Genomic DNA, 18,531 nt, shown 5'->3' with positions numbered 1-18,531 from the left:
CGGTTACAGAGCCTACCGGCGACGAGACGGAGCCCGCGAACCCGTATCCCGTATACCGTACGGCCCAAGCTGTGGCACACGTGTGCGTACGCACGCCTCGTACAGAACGCCCCGAAGGATTCGAAGGAGACGATCCGTGGTCAGCAGTGAGCAGCGGCGCAAGCAGCTCGCCCGCGAGAAGTACCTGCGTCAGCAGCAGAGGCGGGCCGAGGCACGGCGCAAGGGGCGGATCCGCAACGCCTCCATCGCGGGCGGTCTGGCCCTGGTCCTGGCGGCCGGCGGCGCATACGCGGCCGCGGGCGGCCTGGCGGCGGACGACGAGAAGACCGACAACGCCTCCGCCGAGCCCTCCACCCCGCCCACCAGCAAGGCCCCGGACCCGTGCGAGAAGCCGGCGAAGGGCGAGCCGAGCGGGAAGCACTGGAAGAAGGAGCCGAAGATGTCGATCGACACCTCGGCCACCTACACGATGAAGCTGGAGACCACCTGCGGCGACATCGAGATCGAGATGGACGCCGCCAAGACTCCGCGCACCGTGAACTCCTTCGAGTTCCTGGCCGGTGAGGGCTATCTCGACCACTCCCCGTGCCACCGCCTGGTGGACCAGGGCATCTACGTGCTGCAGTGCGGCGACCCGACCGGCACCGGCACCGGTATGTCGAAGGACGGCAAGGTCCAGCAGCCCGGCTACACCATCCCGGACGAGAACCTCGACGACCCGAAGGTGAAGGAGGGCACCTACCCCGCGGGCACGGTCGCCATGGCCAACCGGTACAACGCCCAGACCAAGGAGAACCGGGACACCGGCGGCAGCCAGTTCTTCCTGGTTTACCAGGACAGCCAGCTTCCCCCCGACTACACCCCCTTCGGCACCGTCACCGAGGGCATGGACGTGCTGAAGAAGATCGCCGACGCCGGTATGACGCCGGACCCGCAGACGGGCAACACCAAGCCGAACGCGACCGTGGTGATCGACAGGGCGACGGTGCGCAAGAGCTGATCCACGGCGGCCGGTGCCCCGTCCGTGCCCGGAGCGGTCGGTCCGGGCGGGCGGTCGGTCCGGGCAGTCGCTCCGGGCGGTCCGGGCAGTCGCTCCGGGCAGTCCCGGGAGCGGATTTCGGTCGCCCGGGATGCGGACAGGGCGGGCACCGGTCGCCTATGTTTGGCGTTGTAGGGGGTGCCTGCGCCGACGGTCGGGCAGACCCTCCGGCCGGGCCGGTCGCATCCGGCCGGCGGCCGTATGACAACTGTGGACGATGCCGGGGAGCGCACACCTCCCGTCGGCATCATGTGGAGGAGGCGCTGTGAGCAGCGACCCGTGGGGCCGCGTCGACGAGACGGGGACCGTTTACGTGCGTACCGCCGACGGTGAGAAGGCCGTCGGCTCGTGGCAGGCCGGAGCCCCCGAGGAGGCCCTGGCCTACTTCGAGCGCAAGTACGACGGCCTGGTCGTGGAGATCGACCTCCTTGAGCGCCGGGTGAGGACCACCGACCTGTCGGCCAAGGACGCCCTGGCCGCCGTCGAGCACCTGCGGCAGCAGGTCGATCAGGCGCACGCGGTGGGCGATCTGGAGGCCCTGGGCAGGCGGCTGGACCAGCTCACCGAGCTGATCGAGACCCGTCGGGAGGAGCGCAAAGCCGCCCGGGCCCGGCAGGCCGAGGAGGCGCGCAAGGCCAAGGAGGCTCTGGTCGCCGAGGCCGAGGAACTCGCCGCCAGCGACCAGTGGCGGGCCGCCGGGGAGCGGCTGCGCGCCCTGGTGGACACCTGGAAGGGCCTGCCCCGGCTGGACCGCAAGTCCGACGACGAGCTGTGGCACCGCTTCTCGCACGCCCGCTCGGCCTTCTCCAAGCGACGCAAGGCCCACTTCGCCTCGCTGGACGCGCAGCGCGAGGAGGCCCGGCGGCGCAAGGAGAAGCTGGTCGCCGAGGCCGAGGCCCTGTCCGGTTCGACGGACTGGGGCCCGACGGCCGCCCGCTACCGCGAGCTGATGCAGGACTGGAAGGCCGCGGGCCGGGCCCAGCGCGAGCACGAGGACAAGCTGTGGCAGCGCTTCCGCGGTGCCCAGGACGTCTTCTTCGCCGCCCGCGGCGAGGTCTTCGCCGAGCGGGACGCCGAGCAGCGGGAGAATCTGGCCCGCAAGGAGGAGCTGGCCGCCGAGGCGGAGAGGCTGCTCCCGGTCACCGACCTGAGGACGGCCCGCGCCGCCTTCCGCGCGGTCAACGAGCGCTGGGACGCCATCGGCCATGTGCCCCGGGACGCCCGGGCCGGGATCGAGGGCCGGATGCACGCGGTGGAGCGGGCGATCCAGGAGGCCGAGGAGGCCGAGTGGCGCCGTACCAACCCCGAGGCCCGGGCGCGGGCGGAGGGGCTGACCGGCCAGCTCCAGGACGCCGTGGACAAGCTCCGCGCGCAGATCGACAAGGCCCACGCCTCCGGCAACACCGCCAAGGCCCAGAAGCTGGAGCGGGAGCTGGAGGGCAGGCAGGCACTGCTGGACCAGGCCCTCAAGGGGCTGCGGGAGTTCAGCGGCTGAGGAGGCGGAACGCGTGACGGGGCGGCCCCGGCGCCTTCGAGGATGAAGGTGCCGGGGCCGCCCCCGTGTCCGTGCGGGGCTGTCCGTGCCGGGCTACGAACGGCGGGCCGAGGTGACGCGGTAGACGTCGTAGACGCCCTCCACCCCGCGTACCGCCTTCAGCACGTGCCCGAGGTGCTTGGGATCGCCCATCTCGAAGGTGAAGCGGGAGATGGCCACCCGGTCCCGGGAGGTCTGGACGGCCGCGGAGAGGATGTTGACGTGCTGGTCGGACAGCACGCGGGTGACGTCCGACAGCAGCCGGGAGCGGTCCAGCGCCTCGACCTGGATGGCGACCAGGAAGACCGAGGACTGGGTCGGCGCCCACTCGACCTCCAGCATCCGCTCCGGCTCGCGCGAGAGCGAGTCGACGTTGACGCAGTCGGCGCGGTGGACGGAGACCCCGTTGCCGCGGGTGACGAACCCGAGGATCGGGTCGCCTGGCACGGGGGTGCAGCAGCGGGCCAGCTTGACCCAAACGTCCTCCACGCCCTTGACGATCACGCCCGGGTCCGTGCTGGAGCGCCGCTTGGCGCGCCGGCGCATGGGCGGGGCGGTCTCGGCGATGTCCTCGTTGGCGGCCTCCTCGCCGCCGATGGCCTGGATCAGCTTCTGGACGACGTTCTGCGCCGAGACATGGCCCTCGCCGATGGCCGCGTAGAGCGCCGAGATGTCGGGGTAGCGCATCTCGTGCGCCTGGGTGACCAGGGAGTCGCCGGTGAGGATGCGCTGGATCGGCAGGTTCTGCTTGCGCATGGCCCGCACGATGGCGTCCTTGCCCTGCTCGATGGCCTCCTCGCGGCGCTCCTTGGAGAACCAGGCGCGGATCTTGTTGCGGGCACGCGGCGACTTCACGAAGCTCAGCCAGTCGCGGGAGGGGCCGGCGCCGGGCGACTTGGAGGTGAAGACCTCCACCAGGTCGCCGTTGTCCAGGGTGGACTCCAGCGGCACCAGGCGCCCGTTGACGCGGGCGCCGATGGTGCGGTGGCCGACCTCGGTGTGGACGGCGTAGGCGAAGTCCACGGGGGTGGCGCCCGCCGGGAGCGCTATGACGTCGCCCTTGGGCGTGAAGACGAAGACCTCGTTGCGCGAGAGGTCGAAGCGCAGCGACTCCAGGAACTCGCCCGGGTCCTCGGTCTCCTTCTGCCAGTCCAGCAGCTGCCGCAGCCACGCCATGTCGTTGACGGCGTCGCCCTTCTTCGCGGGCGCGTCGGTGCGGACCTTGGAGGCGCCGGCGACGGCCTCCTGCTTGTACTTCCAGTGCGCGGCGATGCCGTACTCGGCGCGGCGGTGCATGTCGTAGGTGCGGATCTGCAGCTCGACCGGCTTGCCACCGGGCCCGATGACAGTCGTGTGCAGCGACTGGTACATGTTGAACTTGGGCATCGCGATGTAGTCCTTGAACCGCCCCGGCACCGGGTTCCACCGGGCGTGGACGGTCCCCAGAGCCGCGTAGCAGTCGCGGACGGTGTCGACCAGGACGCGGATGCCCACCAGGTCGTAGATCTCGGCGAAGTCGCGGCCCCGCACGATCATCTTCTGGTAGACGCTGTAGTAGTGCTTGGGGCGGCCGGTGACGGTCGCCTTGATGCGGGCGCCGCGCAGGTCGGCCTGGACCTCGTCGATGACGGTCGCCAGGTACTCGTCGCGCTTGGGCGCGCGTTCGGCGACCAGGCGGACGATCTCGTCGTACATCTTGGGGTAGAGGATCGCGAAGGCGAGGTCCTCCAGCTCCCACTTGATGGTGTTCATGCCCAGGCGGTGTGCGAGCGGAGCGTAGATCTCCAGCGTCTCGCGGGCCTTCTGCTCCTGCTTCTCCCGCTTGAGGTAGCGCATGGTGCGCATGTTGTGCAGGCGGTCGGCGAGCTTGATGACCAGCACCCGCGGATCCTTGGCCATGGCGACGACCATCTTGCGGACCGTCTCGGCCTGGGCCGCCTCGCCGAACTTGACCTTGTCCAGCTTGGTGACGCCGTCCACCAGCAGGGCCACCTGGTCGCCGAAGTCGCGGCGCAGGGTGTCCAGGCCGTACTCGGTGTCCTCGACCGTGTCGTGCAGCAGGCCCGCCATCAGGGTGGCCGGGTCCATGCCCAGCTCGGCGAGGATGGTGGTGACGGCCAGCGGATGGGTGATGTACGGGTCGCCGCTCTTGCGCTTCTGCCCGCGGTGCCACCGCTCGGCGACCTGGTAGGCGCGCTCGATCTGCCGCAGCGTGGCGGTGTCGGCCTTGGGGTCGTTGCTCCGGACGATCCGCAGCAGCGGCTCCAGCACTGGGTTGTAGGGGCTGGAGCGCTGGACGCCCAGGCGGGCCAGGCGGGCGCGGACGCGGTTGGAGGAGCCCGAGCGCCCGGAGACGCCCGAGACGGCGCGGGTGGCCGAGACCTTCTCCCGGGAGGCCGCGTCGTCGCGCTTCCCGCCCGCCGGCGCGGCGGTGGACGGCGACGGTTTCGGAGTACCGCCGCGTTTCCCGGCCGCGGTGGCGCCCGCAGCGGAGGGCTTCGCCGGCCTGCCGGCGTCCTGCTGCTGCGCTGCGGTGAGCGGCTTGGCCTCGTCTGGCAAGGGCAACTCCTCGGTGGGCCCCTCCTCGCCGGCGGCGGCGTACGGAGGGCGGTTCCGGCCGGGAACAGGCCGGACTGCCATGGTATCCACCCCTGCCCCGGAACGAACCGGGCGCCGGTGCGGGGCGGCGCCGGGTGTCGGGGCGGGCGCCGGATGCCTTCGAGGGTGTCACAGGCCGGGGGCCGGACGCGACGCAGGGGACGGCCCGGAGTGCTCCGGGCCGTCCCCTGCGCGAAATCGGTGCCGCAGTGGCACCGGCTGCTCTCAGACGGTGATCACCACGTCCAGCGGAGCGCCCTCCAGCGCGGCCTCCAGCCTGGTCCGGCCGGGCAGGAAGCCCAGCTCCATCAGGACCGCGACCCCGGCGACCCGCGCCCCGGAGCGGCGGATCAGGCGCAGCGAAGCCTCGGCGGTGCCGCCGGTGGCCAGCACGTCGTCGATCACCAGCACCCGGTCCTCGGGGCTGAGGTCCTCGGCGTGGATCTCGATCTCGGCGCTGCCGTACTCCAGCTCGTACGCCTGCGACAGGGTGGCGCCGGGCAGCTTGCCCGCCTTGCGCACGGGGATGAAGCCGAGGCCCGCCCGCACCGCCGCCGGGGCGGCCAGGATGAAGCCGCGCGCCTCCAGGCCCACCACCTTGGTGGCGCCGCGCTCCCGGGCGAGGCCGGCCAGCGCGTCGGTGAGGGCGGTGAAGGCCTCGGGATCGGCCAGGAGCGGGGTGATGTCCTTGAACAGCACCCCCGGCTTGGGGTAGTCGGGCACGTCGCGGATCCTGCTGAGCAGCAGGCCGCGCAGCCCCTCGAAGTCGGCCGTGACGGAGATCATCGGATCACCGCCGCCTTCCGGAGGGGCGCCCGCGGCTGCCGGACTCCGGCGAGCGGGGCCCGCCGACGGATCCGGCGGCCGCTGCGGTGGGTTCCGCGGACGGACGCGCACCGGCTCCCGCGCTCCCGCCCGGCTCCTCGGCGTCCTCGGCCCCGTCGCCGCCCTTGGCCCGCTTGGCCAGCGTCCGCCGGTCGTGGGCCTTGATCTCCGGCGAGCGGAGCTTGAGGTCCACCACGATCGGGGTGGCGATGAAGATGGAGGAGAACGTACCGGCGGTGAGACCGATGAACAGCGACAGCGAGATGTCCTTGAGCATGCCGCCGCCGAGCAGGCCGGTGCCGATGAACAGCAGTCCGGCCACCGGCAGCAGGGCGACTACCGAGGTGTTGACGGAGCGGACCACGGTGGCGTTGATGCCGAGGTTGGCCAGCTCGCCGTAGGTGTGGCGGTTCTGCTTGAGCAGGCCCCGGGTCTTCTCCTTGACCTTGTCGAAGACCACCACCGTGTCGTACAGCGAGTAGCTGAGGATCGTCAGGACGCCGACCACCGTGCCCGGGGTCACTTCGAAGCCGACGATGGCGTAGACGCCGATGGTGACGACCAGGTCGTGGATGAGGGCGCCCATGGCGCCCACCGCCATCCGCCACTCGAAGGCGATGGCCAGGTAGACGCTGACCAGGATCAGGAAGACGACCAGGCCCTGGATCGCCTTGCTGCTCATCTGGTCGCCCCAGCTGGGACCGACCAGCTCGGTGTCCAGCTGCTGGGTCTCGAGCCCGAGCTCGTCGGCGAGGGCCGCGCGGGTCTTCTCCGACTGCTCGTTGTCCAGGCCGGTGACCTGGATGCGCAGCGCGCCGCTGCCCAGTTCCTGGATACGGGGCTCGGTCCCGGAGACCTCCTGGGCGGTCTCGCGGGCGTCCTCGATCGACATCTGGGTGGGCGGGGTGGTGAAGACGGCACCGCCCTGGAACTCGATGCCCATGTACAGGCCCCGGGCCCCCAGGCCCACCAGGGAGATCAGCATCAGCAGCAGCGTGACGCCGTACCAGAGCTTCCGCTTTCCGACGAAGTCGTAGCTGGCCTCGCCGCGGTACAGCTTGCCGCCGAGATCACCGAATCGCGACATCTCAGGCCTCCTTCGGTTCGGCGGGGGCGGCGACCACGGCGCGGCGGCCCCGGTACAGCGGCGGGGTGACTCCGAGCCGCTTCGGGTCGAGTCCGGACCACGGATGGCCGCTGGTGAAGAACCTGCGGCCGGCCATGATCGTCATCATCGGCTTGGTGAGCAGGAAGACGATGGCCAGGTCCAGCGCCGTCGTCAGGCCGAGCACGAAGGCGAAGCCCTGGACGGAGCCGATCGAGACGATGAACAGCACGATCGCGGCGATGATCGAGACCACGTCGGAGACCAGGATGGTCCGGCGGGCGCTGGGCCAGGCCCGCTCGAAGGCGGCCCGGACGGAGCGGCCCTCGCGGATCTCGTCGCGGATCCTCTCGAAGTAGACGATGAAGGAGTCCGTGGTGATGCCGATGGCCACGATGGCGCCGCAGATGGCCGGCAGGCTCAGCGCGAAGCCGATGGCCGGGCCGAGCAGGGCCATGATGACGTAGGTGAGAGCGGCCGCCGCCACCAGGCTGGAGATCGCCACCAGCGCCAGCACCCGGTAGTAGAAGATCAGGTACGCGACGACCAGCGCCAGACCGATGGCTCCGGCGATCAGGCCCGCCTTGAGCTGCTCGGAGCCGAGCGTGGGCGAGATGGTGGTCACGTTGCTCTCCTCGAAGGAGAGCGGCAGGGCGCCGTAGGAGAGGATGTTGGCCAGTTCCTCGGCGGACTGCTGGTTGAAGCTGCCGGAGATCTCGGCGCTGCCGCCGCCGAGCCGCTCGGAGACGCGGGGGGCGGAGACGACCTGGCCGTCCAGCACGATCGCGAACTGGTTGCGCGGCTCGGCCTGGGTGGAGAGCTCCTCGGTGATGTCGGCGAACTTCTCGGCGCCGTCGGAGTCGAACTCCATGGTGACGATCCAGCCCTGGGCTCGCTGGTCGTCGAAGAGGGCGGCGGCGTCGGTGACGTCGGTGCCGGGGACGGCGACGGGGCCGAGCCCGTACTTGTACAGCCCGCTCTCGTCACAGGAGGCGACGGACTCGGAGTTCTCCGCCTGGGCGGCGGCCCGGCCGGCCTCGGAGCGGCCCTCGTCGGTGGTGCAGTCCAGCGCGTCGAGCTTCTTCTGCAGATCGGCCGGGATGCCGGCGTCCGGCGCCGGGGCGGGCTGCGAGGGCTCGGGGGCGGCGGGCTCGTCGGCCTTCTCCTCGGACCCGGAGGCCGAGGGGGTGGGCGACTGGGAACCGTCGGCCAGCAGGTCCTCGGTGACGGCGCGGCCCTGGGTGGAGGCCTCGGGCGAGGGGGTCGTGGAGGAGTCGCCGGACTTCTCGCCGTCCGTCGCCTCCTCGGCCTTCTCGGTGCCTTCCGCCTTCTCGTCCTTCTCACCGGCGGCGCCGGACGGACTCGCCGAAGGGTCCGGCTGGGGCGGGGCCCCGGACGCGACGGTCAGGACCGGGCGGAACGCGAGCTGGGCGGTGGTGCCGACCTGCTCGCGGGCCTGCTTCTCGTCGGTGCCGCGCGGGATGTTGATGACGATGTTCTCGGCGCCCTGCGTCCGCACCTCGGCCTCGGCGACGCCCAGACCGTTGACCCGCCGCTCGATGATGGAGACGGCGGTGTTCATGTTGGTCTCGTTGATCGCCTCCTCCTTGCCGGGCTGGGCCTTGGCCGTGAGCGTGATGCTCGTGCCGCCGGCGAGGTCGATGCCCAGGCGGGGCGTGGTGTGCCCGGAGAGGAACATGCCTCCGGTGAGCGCCACCATCGCCACCAGGATGAGCGCCAGGGGACGCCACGGCCGTCCCTGGGTGCCCGGTGATCTGCGACCTTTCTTCGGTGCTGCCACCTTCTCGTGTCTCCCTGTCCAACCGCCCGCGCTCGAATGGTCGCCGCGCGGCGCGCGAAGTGGTCGTAAGGACATGCGGTGCCGCCGGGCCCGTCGGGGCCGGCGGCGGGGCGACTCACCTGGAGTCGTTGTCGCCCTTCCGCTTGGCGTCCCCGGTCTCCGTTTCGTCGGCGGAGGAGTCCGTCTTGCTCAGGTCGGTCTTGTCCACACCGCCGTCGGAGACCAGCGAGGAGGCGTCGTCCGGGACGACGGGGGCGTCCGCGTCGTGGTCCTCGCCGTTGACGATGCGCTCGTACTCGTCGGCCTCCAGCACGGCGCCGACGGCGTTCTTGGCGTAGACCGCGTGCACGCCCGGAGCGACCTCCAGGAGGACCGTGTCGGAGTGGACCTCCTTCACCAACGCGTACATGCCACCGATCGTACGGATGCCGGTGCCTGGCTCCATCCGGTCGCGCATCTGCACGGCCTGCTGCTGCTTCTTCTTGGCCGAGCGCGTCATCAGGAGCATGGCCCCGATGAGGATGATGAAGGGGAGGAGAAGTCCAATATCCACGGCGGAAGGTTTCCTTCACACGACCGCTGGGGAGCGGCCTGGTATTCGGGGGTGGTCATGCCCTCCGGGACGGAGGGCATCGGCGGAGTCTAAGCGAGCCCGCGCCTGGGGAACAACGTCAAGCATCGCACTGAGGTTCCGCGAAGGGCGAGTTCGCACGCCGTCACGATCCGAAGAGACCGGGCTGGCCCGGACCGCCCGGTGCGGACGCCGGCGGCTGCCGGGGCGGGGTGAGCCCCATGTGCTCCCACGCGGCGGGCGTGGCGATCCGGCCCCTGGGGGTGCGGGCCAGCAGCCCCTCGCGGACGAGGAACGGCTCGGCGACCTCCTCCACCGTCTCACGCTCCTCCCCCACCGCGACCGCCAGTGTGGACAGGCCGACCGGGCCGCCGCCGAACAGCCTGAGCAGGGCGTCCAGCACCCCACGGTCCAGCCGGTCCAGGCCGCGCTCGTCCACCTCGTAGACCGCGAGCGCCTGACCCGCGATCTCCCTGGTGATCAGGCCGTCGGCCCTGACCTGGGCGTAGTCGCGGACCCGGCGCAGCAGCCGGTTGGCGATACGGGGGGTGCCGCGGGAGCGGCCGGCGATCTCGGCGGCGCCCTCGGCGTCTATCTCCACGTCCAGCAACCGTGCGGAGCGGTGGATGACCTGCTCCAGCTCGGCCGGCTCGTAGAACTCCATATGGGCGGTGAAGCCGAAGCGGTCGCGCAGCGGCGGCGGCAGCAGACCGGCCCTGGTGGTGGCGCCGACCAGGGTGAAGGGCGGCAGTTCCAGGGGGATGGCGGTGGCACCGGGGCCCTTGCCGACGATGACGTCGACGCGGAAGTCCTCCATCGCCATGTAGAGCATCTCCTCGGCGGGACGCGACATGCGGTGGATCTCGTCGAGGAAGAGGACCTCGCCCTCGGTGAGGGAGGAGAGGATCGCGGCCAGGTCCCCGGCGTGCTGGATGGCCGGGCCGGAGGTGATGCGGATGGGGGCGCCCATCTCCGCCGCAATGATCATGGACAGGGTGGTCTTGCCCAGGCCGGGGGCGCCGGAGAGCAGTACGTGGTCGGCGGTGCCGCCGCGAGCGCGGGCGGCGCGCAGCACCAGGTCGAGCTGTTCGCGCACCTTGGACTGGCCGACGAACTCCGCCAGGTCCTTGGGACGCAGCGCGGCCTCGACGGCGGTGTCCTCACCGTCGGCGGCGGCTCCGACCAGGCGCTCGGCGCTTCCTCCGGCGTGGCCGTGGTGGTCGTCCCGGGTCATGACGGCCTCCCCTGGATGCCGGCCGCCGGGGCGGTGGCCGCAGCGGTGGCCGGGGCGGGGATCCGGTCCGTGGTACGTGGACGGGGCGGGGAGTGCGGCGTCATCGTCGGTCTCTCGTCGGTCCGTCGCCGGGCCGGCCGCCGCGGCGGCCGGCCCGGCGTCTCAGCGTGCGCGGTTGAGGGTCTGCAGGGCGGCGCGGAGGAGCTGGGGCACCGGCGGCCGGCCGCCCTCGGCCAGCACCGCCTCGGCCTGCGGGGTGACGGCGGTGACCGCGTCCTCGGCCTCGCGGGGTGCGTAGCCCAGACCCACCAGGGCGGCGTGCAGCTGCTCCCGCCAGCCGGGCTCGCCCGCGGCGGGGCCGGGGCCCCGCCCGGCCGCGGCGGCCCCGGCACCAAGCGGCTCGCCGAGCCTGTCCTTCAGCTCCAGCAGCAGCTTCTGCGCACCCTTCTTCCCGATGCCCGGCACGGCGGTGAGCGCCTTCTCGTCCCCGGTGGAGACCGCCAGCCGCAGCGCGTCGGGGCTGTGGACGGCGAGCATGGCCTGAGCCAGCCGCGGGCCGACGCCGCTGGCCGTCTGGAGCAGTTCGAAGACCTGCCGCTCGTCGTCGTCGGCGAAGCCGTAGAGCGTCAGGGAGTCCTCGCGGACCACCAGGGAGGTGGCCAGCCTGGTGTGCTCACCGACACGCAGATCGGCGAGGGTGGCGGGGGTGCAGTGGAGGGCCATGCCCACTCCCCCGACCTCGATCACGGCGGTGTCCGGGGAGAGGGCGGCGACCGGTCCGGATACGAAGGCGATCATCGGCTGTCCTTCGGGGTGCGCTGGGTTCGCCGGGCGGGCGACGCGAGTGGCGCGGCCCCGCGTGCCGGGGCCGGTTCCGCTTCAGCCGACGCCGCGGAGGCCGCCCGGGCGGTGTGGGCCCGCCGGCGGTGGAGCTGCTGCCGGGCCTGCTGGAGTCTGGCCTGCTGGAGCCGGTCCTGGGCGGGGGCGCGCCAGATGTGGCAGATGGCCAGTGCCAGGGCGTCGGCGGCGTCGGCGGGCCTGGGCGGGGCGTCCAGCCGCAGGAGCCTGGTGACCATCGCACCGACCTGGGTCTTGTCCGCCCGGCCGGTGCCGGTGACGGCGGCCTTGACCTCGCTGGGGGTGTGCAGGGCGACCGGCAGGCCGCGCCGGGCCGCGCAGAGCATGGCGACCGCGCTGGCCTGCGCGGTGCCCATCACGGTGCGGACGTTGTGCTGGCTGAACACGCGCTCCACGGCGACGACGTCGGGCCGGTGCTCCTCCAGCCACTCCTCTATGCCGCGCTCGACGAGCACCAGGCGGTCGGGGACATCCGCGTCGGCGGGGGTGCGCACGACGCCGACCCCGCCCATCCGCAGCGGCCGGCCGGCCGTCCCCTCCACCACGCCGATGCCGCAGCGGGTCAGCCCCGGGTCCACGCCGAGCACGCGCACCGCGGCCCCCTTCCGTCCACTGGTCGTTCGATCACCTGTTCCCGCAGGCTATCGGCTGCCACCGACAACGCCGGAGGGCGACACGGAAGAGGGCCGGCACCGGGCCCCGGCTCGGGCTCGGAGGCCCGGAAGACCGGGTCAGGCCTCGACCTTGGCCATGACGTCGTCGGACACGTCGAAGTTGGCGAAGACGTTCTGCACGTCGTCGCTGTCCTCCAGCGCGTCGATCAGCTTGAAGATCTTGCGGGCGCCCTCCTCGTCCAGTTCCACCTGCATGGTGGGGACGAAGTTCGCGTCCGCCGAGTCGTAGTCGATGCCCGCCTTCTGCAGCGCGGTGCGCACCTCGACCAGATCACTCGCCTCGCTGAGGACCTCGAAGGACTCGCCGAGGTCGTTGACCTCCTCGGCGCCCGCCTCCAGGACGGCGGCGAGCACGTCGTCCTCGGTCAGGTCGCCCTTGGGGACGATCACGACGCCCTTGCGGTTGAACAGGTACGACACCGAGCCCGGGTCGGCCATGGAGCCGCCGTTGCGGGTCATGGCGACGCGCACGTCGGAGGCCGCGCGGTTGCGGTTGTCGGTGAGGCACTCGATCAGGACCGCGACACCGTTGGGGCCGTAGCCCTCGTACATGATCGTCTGGTATTCGGCGCCGCCCGCCTCCAGGCCCGCGCCCCGCTTGACCGCACGGTCGATGTTGTTGTTGGGGACGGAGCTCTTCTTCGCCTTCTGGATGGCGTCGTAGAGGGTGGGGTTGCCATCGGGGTCGGCGCCGCCCAGCCGGGCCGCGACCTCGATGTTCTTGATCAGCTTGGCGAAGAGCTTGCCGCGCTTGGCATCGATCACGGCCTTCTTGTGCTTGGTGGTTGCCCACTTGGAGTGGCCGGACACAGCCTCGCTCCTTCATGTCGCCAACAGGGGAATCAACGGGCCGATACTACAGCCGGTGACACCGGCGGATCACCGTGCGGCCGAGCGCACCATCCCGGTGAAGAGCCGGTGCACGCGGTGGTCCCCGGTGAGTTCGGGGTGGAATGCGGTGGCCAGCAGGGAGCCCTGCCGCACGGCGACGGGGTGGGCCTCGAAGACCGCCAGCACCTCCACGTCCGCGCCGGTGGACTCCACCCAGGGCGCGCGGATGAAGACGCCCTCGACCGGCCCGCCCCCGACCCCGGCGACGTCGACGGACGCCTCGAACGACTCGTTCTGCCGCCCGAAGGCGTTGCGGCGCACGATCATGTCGATCCCGCCGACCGTCTCCTGGCCGGAGCGGGGGTCGAGGATCTTGTCGGCGAGCATGATCATGCCCGCGCAGGAGCCGTAGGCCGGCATGCCCGAGCGGACCCGCTCGCGCAGCGGCTCCATCAGCCCGAAGGCGGTGGCCAGCTTGGAGATGGTGGTGGACTCGCCGCCGGGGATCACCAGGCCGTCGACCCCGGCCAGTTCCTCGGGCCGGCGGACGGTGCGGGCCTCGGCGCCGGCCGCCTCCAGCGCGGCGAGGTGTTCGCGGACATCGCCCTGGAGGGCGAGGACTCCGATGGCGGGGGTGGTCACGGGGCGCACCTCTTCGGGGACGGACGGGACGGACGGGCGGTACGGGCCCGGGCGGCCCGCGGTGCGCGGGCCGCCCGGGCCGAGGGGGCGCGGTGCGCGCCGCGGGTCACCAGCCGCGGCCGGCGAACCTCTCGGCCTCGGTCAGGGTGTCGCAGTTGATGCCGACCATGGCCTCTCCCAGGCCGCGGGAGGCGTCCGCGACGACCTTGGGGTCGTCGTAGAAGGTGGTGGCCTTCACGATGGCGGCGGCGCGCTTGACCGGGTCGCCGGACTTGAAGATGCCCGAGCCGACGAAGACGCCCTCGGCCCCGAGCTGGCGCATCAGCGCGGCGTCGGCCGGGGTGGCCACACCGCCGGCGGAGAACAGCACGACCGGCAGCTTGCCCAGCTCGGCCACCTCGCGGACCAGCTCGTAGGGGGCGCGCAGCTCCTTGGCGGCGGCGTACAGCTCGTTGTTGTCGTAGCCGCGCAGACGGGCGATCTCGTTCTTGATCTGCCGCAGGTGGCGGACGGCCTCGACGACGTTGCCGGTGCCGGCCTCGCCCTTGGAGCGGATCATGGCCGCACCCTCGGCGATCCGGCGCAGGGCCTCGCCCAGGTTGGTGGCGCCGCAGACGAAGGGCGTGGTGAAGGCCCACTTGTCGCTGTGGTTGACCTCGTCGGCCGGGGTGAGGACCTCGGACTCGTCGATGTAGTCCACGCCGAGCGCCTGGAGTACCTGGGCCTCGACGAAGTGGCCGATGCGGGACTTGGCCATCACCGGGATGGAGACGGCGTCGATGATCCCCTCGATCATGTCCGGGTCGGACATGCGGGCCACACCGCCGTCCTTGCGGATGTCGGCGGGCACCCGCTCCAGCGCCATGACCGCGACGGCGCCGGCGTCCTCGGCGATCTTCGCCTGCTCCGGCGTGACCACATCCATGATCACACCGCCCTTGAGCTGCTCGGCCATGCCGCGCTTGACGCGCGCGGTGCCGGTCTCGGGGGCCGGCGCGGAGGCGGTTTCGGGCGTGCTGGAAGGCGTGGTGGACAAGGTGCGACCTCACTCGGCGACGGTGACAGTGGTTAGGACGGGCCGGACGGGCCGGACGGTCCGGGACCGGCCGGGACGCTGGACGGCGGCGTACGGCACCGGCCGACGGGCGGCCCGGGCTGCTCGCGCGGGTGGGCGCGGCAGCCGTACGGTGAACCCATCGTAGGCCAGTTCGATTCCCCGGAGGGCTCGTCGCCCGGTCCAGTTCACGGTGATCCCTGCTACAGAGCCGATGAAACGGAACAACCGGCCCTCACGAAAGGGCCAATCAAAAGTCAGTGGCCTTCCCTGAGCGGGCCCGTCCGGTCCGCCAGGACCGCCGGCGGCTCGTCGTCCATCTCGAAGGCCAGCGGGAAGGGGGCGTGCCCGGCCAGCCGGAACCAGCGCACCTTGCGGTGGCGGCGCAGCGCGCGGGCGGCCCGCACCGCGTCGTTGTGGAAGCGCCGCGCCATGGGCACCCGGCGCACCGCGGCGGCCAGCTCCTCGGCGGTCGCCTCACCGCCGGGCGCCGCCCGTACCGCCTCCAGTTGCGCGCCCTCGGCGAACACCGCTCGCAGGGCCTGGCTGAGCTCGCTCTCGGCGACCTCCCGATGCTCCTCCTCGGCCTGCCGGGCGTCGTGGGCGGCCTGGTACAGGACGATGGAGGCGGCCGGGTCCAGCACTCCCGCGGTCGCCAGCTCCTGCGCGACGGAGGCACGCCTCAGCAGCTGCGCGTCCAGGGCGGCGCGGGCCGCGTCGATCCGGGCGTGCAGCCGGTCCAGGCGTCCGGCGGTCCAGCTCAGGTAGACGGCGACGAGCAGCAGCGCGGCCGCGATCCAGACGATCGTGGTGGTCACGGTCGGAAGGTTCCCCTCGGTTCAGTCCCGGGCCAGGCCCAGCCGGGCCCGCAGCCCCGCCCGCTCGTCCGGCGCGACCGAGGCGGCGCCGTCGGTGACGGTCTCGTAGACGGACAGGATGTCCGCGCCGACGGTGGACCAGTCGAAGCGGCGTACATGGCGGCCGCCGCGCTCGCGCAGCTCCGCGCGGCGGCGCGGGTCGCCCAGCAGGCGCACCGCGGCGGCGGCCAGCGCGCCCGCGTCCTCGTTGGCGTACAGCTCGCCGGCCTCTCCCCCGTCCAGCACCTGGGCGAAGGCGTCCAGATCGCTGGCGAGCACCGGGGCCCCGGCGGACATCGCCTCCACCAGGATGATGCCGAAGGACTCGCCGCCGGTGTTGGGGGCGATGTACAGGTCCACGCTGCGCAGCAGCCGCGCCTTGTCCTCGTCGCTGACCATGCCCAGGAACTCCACGCGGTCGCGCAGCTCGCGCGGCAGGCCGGCGACGGCCTCCTCCTCGTCGCCGCGCCCGGCCACCAGCAGGCGGGTGCCGGGGCGTTCGGCGAGGATCCGCGGCAGCGCCCTCATCAGCACGGGAAGCCCCTTGCGGGGCTCGTCGATGCGCCCGATGAAGCCGATGGTGTTCCCGCCGTCGCGGCCCTGCCACTCGGCCTTGGGCCCGGCGTCCGCGAAGAAGCCCACGTCCACGCCGTTGGGGATGACGACCGCGTCCCCGCCCAGGTGCTCGACCAGGGTGCGGCGAGCGTACTCGCTGACCGCGATCCGCGCGCTGATCTTCTCCAGCGCGGGCTGCAGGATCGGGTAGGCGGCGATCATCGCCCGCGAGCGCGGGTTGGAGGTGTGGAAGGTGGCCACGATCGGCCCCTGCGCCGCCCAGCAGGCCAGCAGTGAGAGCGAGGGCGTGGCGGGTTCGTGGATGTGCAGGACGTCGAAGGCGCCCTCGTGCACCCAGCGGCGCACCCTCGCCGCCGACAGGAAGCCGAAGTTCAGCCGGGCGACCGAGCCGTTGTACGGGACGGGGACGGCCCTCCCGGCCGGTACGACGTACGGCGGCAGGGGGGTCTCCTCCTCGGCCGGGGCGAGGACGGACACCTCGTGCCCGAGGCCCGTGAGGTGCTGGGCCAGGTCCCGGATGTGGAACTGGACACCGCCGGGGACGTCCCAGGAGTAGGGGCAGACGATGCCGATCCTCACCGCTTCCCCGCCTCCCGGCCGGCCGGGCCCGAGCCGGCCGGGCCCTGTCCCGTCTCCGGCCCGGTCCCCGGTCCGGTCCGCGGCTCGAGGTCCGCCGACCACAGTCTCTGCAGCATGTGCCAGTCCTCGGGGTGTTCGGCGATGCCCGCCGCGAAGCCGTCCGCCACCGCCTGGGTCATGGCGGCGGCCTTCTCCCTGCGGGTGCCCTCGGCGGGCGCCTGGACCGGCGGCAGGACGCGTCCCTTCATCACGGGCGTCTCGTCGAACCACAGGTAGGCCGGCAGCAGCGCGGCCCCGGTCTGCAGCGCCAGCATGGCCGGGCCGGCCGGCATCCGGGCCGGCTCGCCGAAGAAGTCGACCTCGACGCCGGAGGAGGACAGGTCCCGGTCGGCCACCAGTGCCACCAGCCCGCCCGCCCGCAGCCGCCGGGCCAGGGTGCCGAAGGCGGCTCCGCCGGTGTGCGGCAGCACCTCCATGCCCAGGCCCTCGCGGTAGGCGACGAAGCGGTCGTACAGGGTCTCGGGTCTGAGGCGTTCGGCGACGGTGGTGAACGGGATGCCCAGGCCGGTGGTGAGGTAGGCGCCGGCCAGGTCCCAGTTGCCCATGTGCGGCAGCGCCAGGACCACGCCGCGGCCGGAGCCCAGCGTGTCGGTGAGCCGGTTCAGGTCGGTGACCTCGACACCGTCGCGGATGCGCGCCGCGTCCCACACCGGCAGCCGGAAGGACTCCATCCAGTAGCGCAGGTACGAGCGCATCCCCGCGCGGGACAGTTCGGCCAGCCGCTCGGGGCCCGCTCCGGGGACCACCCGGGCATAGTTGGCCTCCAGGCGCAGTACCCCCTGACCCCGGCGCCGCCAGGCGGCGTCGGCGACGGCGCGGCCCAGGACCGCGGCCGCGGGTTCGGGGAGGCGCTTGACCGCGCCCCAGCCCAGCCCGTACAGGGCGTCGGTCATCCGCTCCCTCATGAGCTGCCGCCTCCCCGCTCGGTCGCGGTGGCCCCGTCGCGTCCCGGCTCCGTGGCCCCGCCCCCGGTGGAGGCGGCTCCTCCCCGGGCGGGGGCGGCGTCGGCCTCGGCGGCCTCCCGCCGGACCGTCACCATCCGCTGCAGGATCGTCACCAGGCTGCCCGCGGCCACCACCCACAGGGCGACGGGCAGCAGGATCCCGATGTACGGGACGCCGAAGGTGGTCTCGAACCCGGCGAGCCCGGCGCACACCAGTGTGATCACCAGCCGCTCGGCGCGCTCGACCAGGCCGTTGACGTTCACCGGCAGGCCGATGCTCTCGCCGCGAGCCTTGGTGTACGACACGACCTGGCCGCTCGCCAGGCAGAAGATCGCCACCGCGCACAGCACCGGGTCTCCGCCCCCGCCCGCGTACCACAGCGCGATGCCGCCGAAGACGGCCGCGTCGGCGACGCGGTCGAGGGTGGAGTCCAGGAAGGCGCCCCAGCGGCTGGAGCGGCCCGACTGCCGCGCCATGGTGCCGTCGACCAGGTCGGAGAAGACGAACAGGGTGATGACGACGGTGCCCCAGAAGAACTCGCCGCGGGGGAAGAAGGCCAGCGCCCCCGCCATGACTCCACCGGTGCCGATGAGCGTGACCGTGTCGGGGCTGACCCCCAGCCGGAGGAGCAGGGCGGCGAACGGTGTGAGAACACGCGTGAAGAACGCACGCGCGTACTTGTTCAGCATGGCCTTCCCGGAGGTCGAGGTGGGCCGGCGACCGGGGGGCCGTCGGCGCGCCCATCGTAG

At 72.4% G+C, this 18,531-nt stretch carries 17 protein-coding genes; 2 read left to right on the top strand and 15 right to left on the bottom strand.

Going from position 1 to position 18,531, the window contains the following annotated elements; translation table 11 throughout:
* Positions 1-136 precede the first annotated feature (136 nt).
* Positions 137-1,000 (top strand): peptidylprolyl isomerase, encoded by an 864-nt coding sequence (locus IQ279_RS24475; RefSeq protein ID WP_206351477.1) that lies wholly within the window; start codon positions 137-139, stop codon positions 998-1,000.
* 304 nt (positions 1,001-1,304) lie between these two features.
* Positions 1,305-2,534, top strand: coding sequence for a DUF349 domain-containing protein (locus tag IQ279_RS24470; protein WP_206351475.1), 1,230 nt, complete (start codon positions 1,305-1,307; stop codon positions 2,532-2,534).
* A gap of 93 nt (positions 2,535-2,627) precedes the next feature.
* Here the strand turns inward: IQ279_RS24470 and IQ279_RS24465 are convergent, their stop codons facing one another.
* From IQ279_RS24465 to pgsA, 15 genes are all read right to left on the bottom strand, one after another.
* Positions 2,628-5,132, bottom strand: a complete 2,505-nt coding sequence (locus IQ279_RS24465; protein WP_206351473.1) for a RelA/SpoT family protein — start codon at positions 5,130-5,132, stop codon at positions 2,628-2,630.
* Between the two features lie 264 nt (positions 5,133-5,396).
* Positions 5,397-5,957, bottom strand: a complete 561-nt coding sequence (locus IQ279_RS24460; RefSeq protein ID WP_206351471.1) for an adenine phosphoribosyltransferase — start codon at positions 5,955-5,957, stop codon at positions 5,397-5,399.
* A 4-nt stretch (positions 5,958-5,961) separates the two neighbouring features.
* Positions 5,962-7,083 carry a protein translocase subunit SecF gene (gene secF / locus IQ279_RS24455; RefSeq protein WP_206351470.1) on the bottom strand — a complete coding sequence of 374 codons (1,122 nt, stop codon included), beginning with the start codon at positions 7,081-7,083 and terminating at the stop codon, positions 5,962-5,964.
* A gap of 1 nt (position 7,084) precedes the next feature.
* A complete protein-coding gene (gene secD, locus IQ279_RS24450) occupies positions 7,085-8,902 on the bottom strand; it encodes a protein translocase subunit SecD (RefSeq protein WP_206351469.1) in 1,818 nt (605 codons plus the stop codon).
* A 115-nt stretch (positions 8,903-9,017) separates the two neighbouring features.
* Positions 9,018-9,455: a preprotein translocase subunit YajC gene (yajC, locus tag IQ279_RS24445; RefSeq protein ID WP_206351468.1), complete on the bottom strand. Its 438-nt coding sequence runs from the start codon at positions 9,453-9,455 to the stop codon at positions 9,018-9,020.
* Positions 9,456-9,618: 163 nt separating this feature from the next.
* The gene (gene ruvB / locus IQ279_RS24440; RefSeq protein ID WP_206351467.1) at positions 9,619-10,707 is read right to left on the bottom strand and encodes a Holliday junction branch migration DNA helicase RuvB; all 1,089 of its coding nucleotides are present in this window, start codon (positions 10,705-10,707) and stop codon (positions 9,619-9,621) included.
* Positions 10,708-10,869: 162 nt separating this feature from the next.
* Positions 10,870-11,505: a Holliday junction branch migration protein RuvA gene (ruvA, locus tag IQ279_RS24435; protein WP_206351466.1), complete on the bottom strand. Its 636-nt coding sequence runs from the start codon at positions 11,503-11,505 to the stop codon at positions 10,870-10,872.
* Positions 11,502-12,158, bottom strand: coding sequence for a crossover junction endodeoxyribonuclease RuvC (gene ruvC, locus IQ279_RS24430; RefSeq protein WP_307792516.1), 657 nt, complete (start codon positions 12,156-12,158; stop codon positions 11,502-11,504). Before ruvC ends, ruvA begins: the two co-directional genes overlap by 4 nt.
* A gap of 138 nt (positions 12,159-12,296) precedes the next feature.
* On the bottom strand, positions 12,297-13,049 hold the full coding sequence (locus IQ279_RS24425; protein WP_206351465.1) for a YebC/PmpR family DNA-binding transcriptional regulator: 753 nt from the start codon (positions 13,047-13,049) through the stop codon (positions 12,297-12,299).
* A gap of 69 nt (positions 13,050-13,118) precedes the next feature.
* Positions 13,119-13,712: a pyridoxal 5'-phosphate synthase glutaminase subunit PdxT gene (gene pdxT, locus IQ279_RS24420; RefSeq protein ID WP_206351464.1), complete on the bottom strand. Its 594-nt coding sequence runs from the start codon at positions 13,710-13,712 to the stop codon at positions 13,119-13,121.
* Positions 13,713-13,818: 106 nt separating this feature from the next.
* Positions 13,819-14,748 (bottom strand): pyridoxal 5'-phosphate synthase lyase subunit PdxS, encoded by a 930-nt coding sequence (gene pdxS / locus IQ279_RS24415; RefSeq protein ID WP_206351463.1) that lies wholly within the window; start codon positions 14,746-14,748, stop codon positions 13,819-13,821.
* A gap of 275 nt (positions 14,749-15,023) precedes the next feature.
* Complete coding sequence (locus IQ279_RS24410; RefSeq protein WP_206351462.1) at positions 15,024-15,584, bottom strand: LemA family protein; 561 nt, start codon at positions 15,582-15,584, stop codon at positions 15,024-15,026.
* A 21-nt stretch (positions 15,585-15,605) separates the two neighbouring features.
* Positions 15,606-16,778, bottom strand: a complete 1,173-nt coding sequence (locus IQ279_RS24405) for a glycosyltransferase family 4 protein (RefSeq protein WP_206351460.1) — start codon at positions 16,776-16,778, stop codon at positions 15,606-15,608.
* A complete protein-coding gene (locus IQ279_RS24400; protein ID WP_206351458.1) occupies positions 16,775-17,743 on the bottom strand; it encodes a phosphatidylinositol mannoside acyltransferase in 969 nt (322 codons plus the stop codon). The genes IQ279_RS24405 and IQ279_RS24400 overlap by 4 nt, the downstream gene beginning before the upstream one ends.
* Positions 17,740-18,471, bottom strand: coding sequence for a phosphatidylinositol phosphate synthase (pgsA, locus tag IQ279_RS24395; protein ID WP_206351457.1), 732 nt, complete (start codon positions 18,469-18,471; stop codon positions 17,740-17,742). Before pgsA ends, IQ279_RS24400 begins: the two co-directional genes overlap by 4 nt.
* Positions 18,472-18,531: the final 60 nt, after the last annotated feature.

The organism is Streptomyces verrucosisporus, assembly GCF_017114865.1.
GTDB lineage: Bacteria > Actinomycetota > Actinomycetes > Streptomycetales > Streptomycetaceae > Streptomyces > Streptomyces fenghuangensis.
Note: the sequence above shows the minus strand (reverse complement) of the source record. Positions and strands in the feature narration are given on the sequence as shown.

Bases quoted from the DNA above. Each gene is read 5' to 3' on its own strand.
- ruvB (WP_206351467.1), bottom strand. From the start codon at position 10,707: ATGACCCGGGACGACCACCACGGCCACGCCGGAGGAAGCGCCGAGCGC.
- ruvA (WP_206351466.1), bottom strand. From the start codon at position 11,505: ATGATCGCCTTCGTATCCGGACCGGTCGCCGCCCTCTCCCCGGACACC.
- secF (WP_206351470.1), bottom strand. From the start codon at position 7,083: ATGTCGCGATTCGGTGATCTCGGCGGCAAGCTGTACCGCGGCGAGGCC.
- IQ279_RS24400 (WP_206351458.1), bottom strand. From the start codon at position 17,743: ATGAGGGAGCGGATGACCGACGCCCTGTACGGGCTGGGCTGGGGCGCG.
- pgsA (WP_206351457.1), bottom strand. From the start codon at position 18,471: ATGCTGAACAAGTACGCGCGTGCGTTCTTCACGCGTGTTCTCACACCG.
- IQ279_RS24460 (WP_206351471.1), bottom strand. From the start codon at position 5,957: ATGATCTCCGTCACGGCCGACTTCGAGGGGCTGCGCGGCCTGCTGCTC.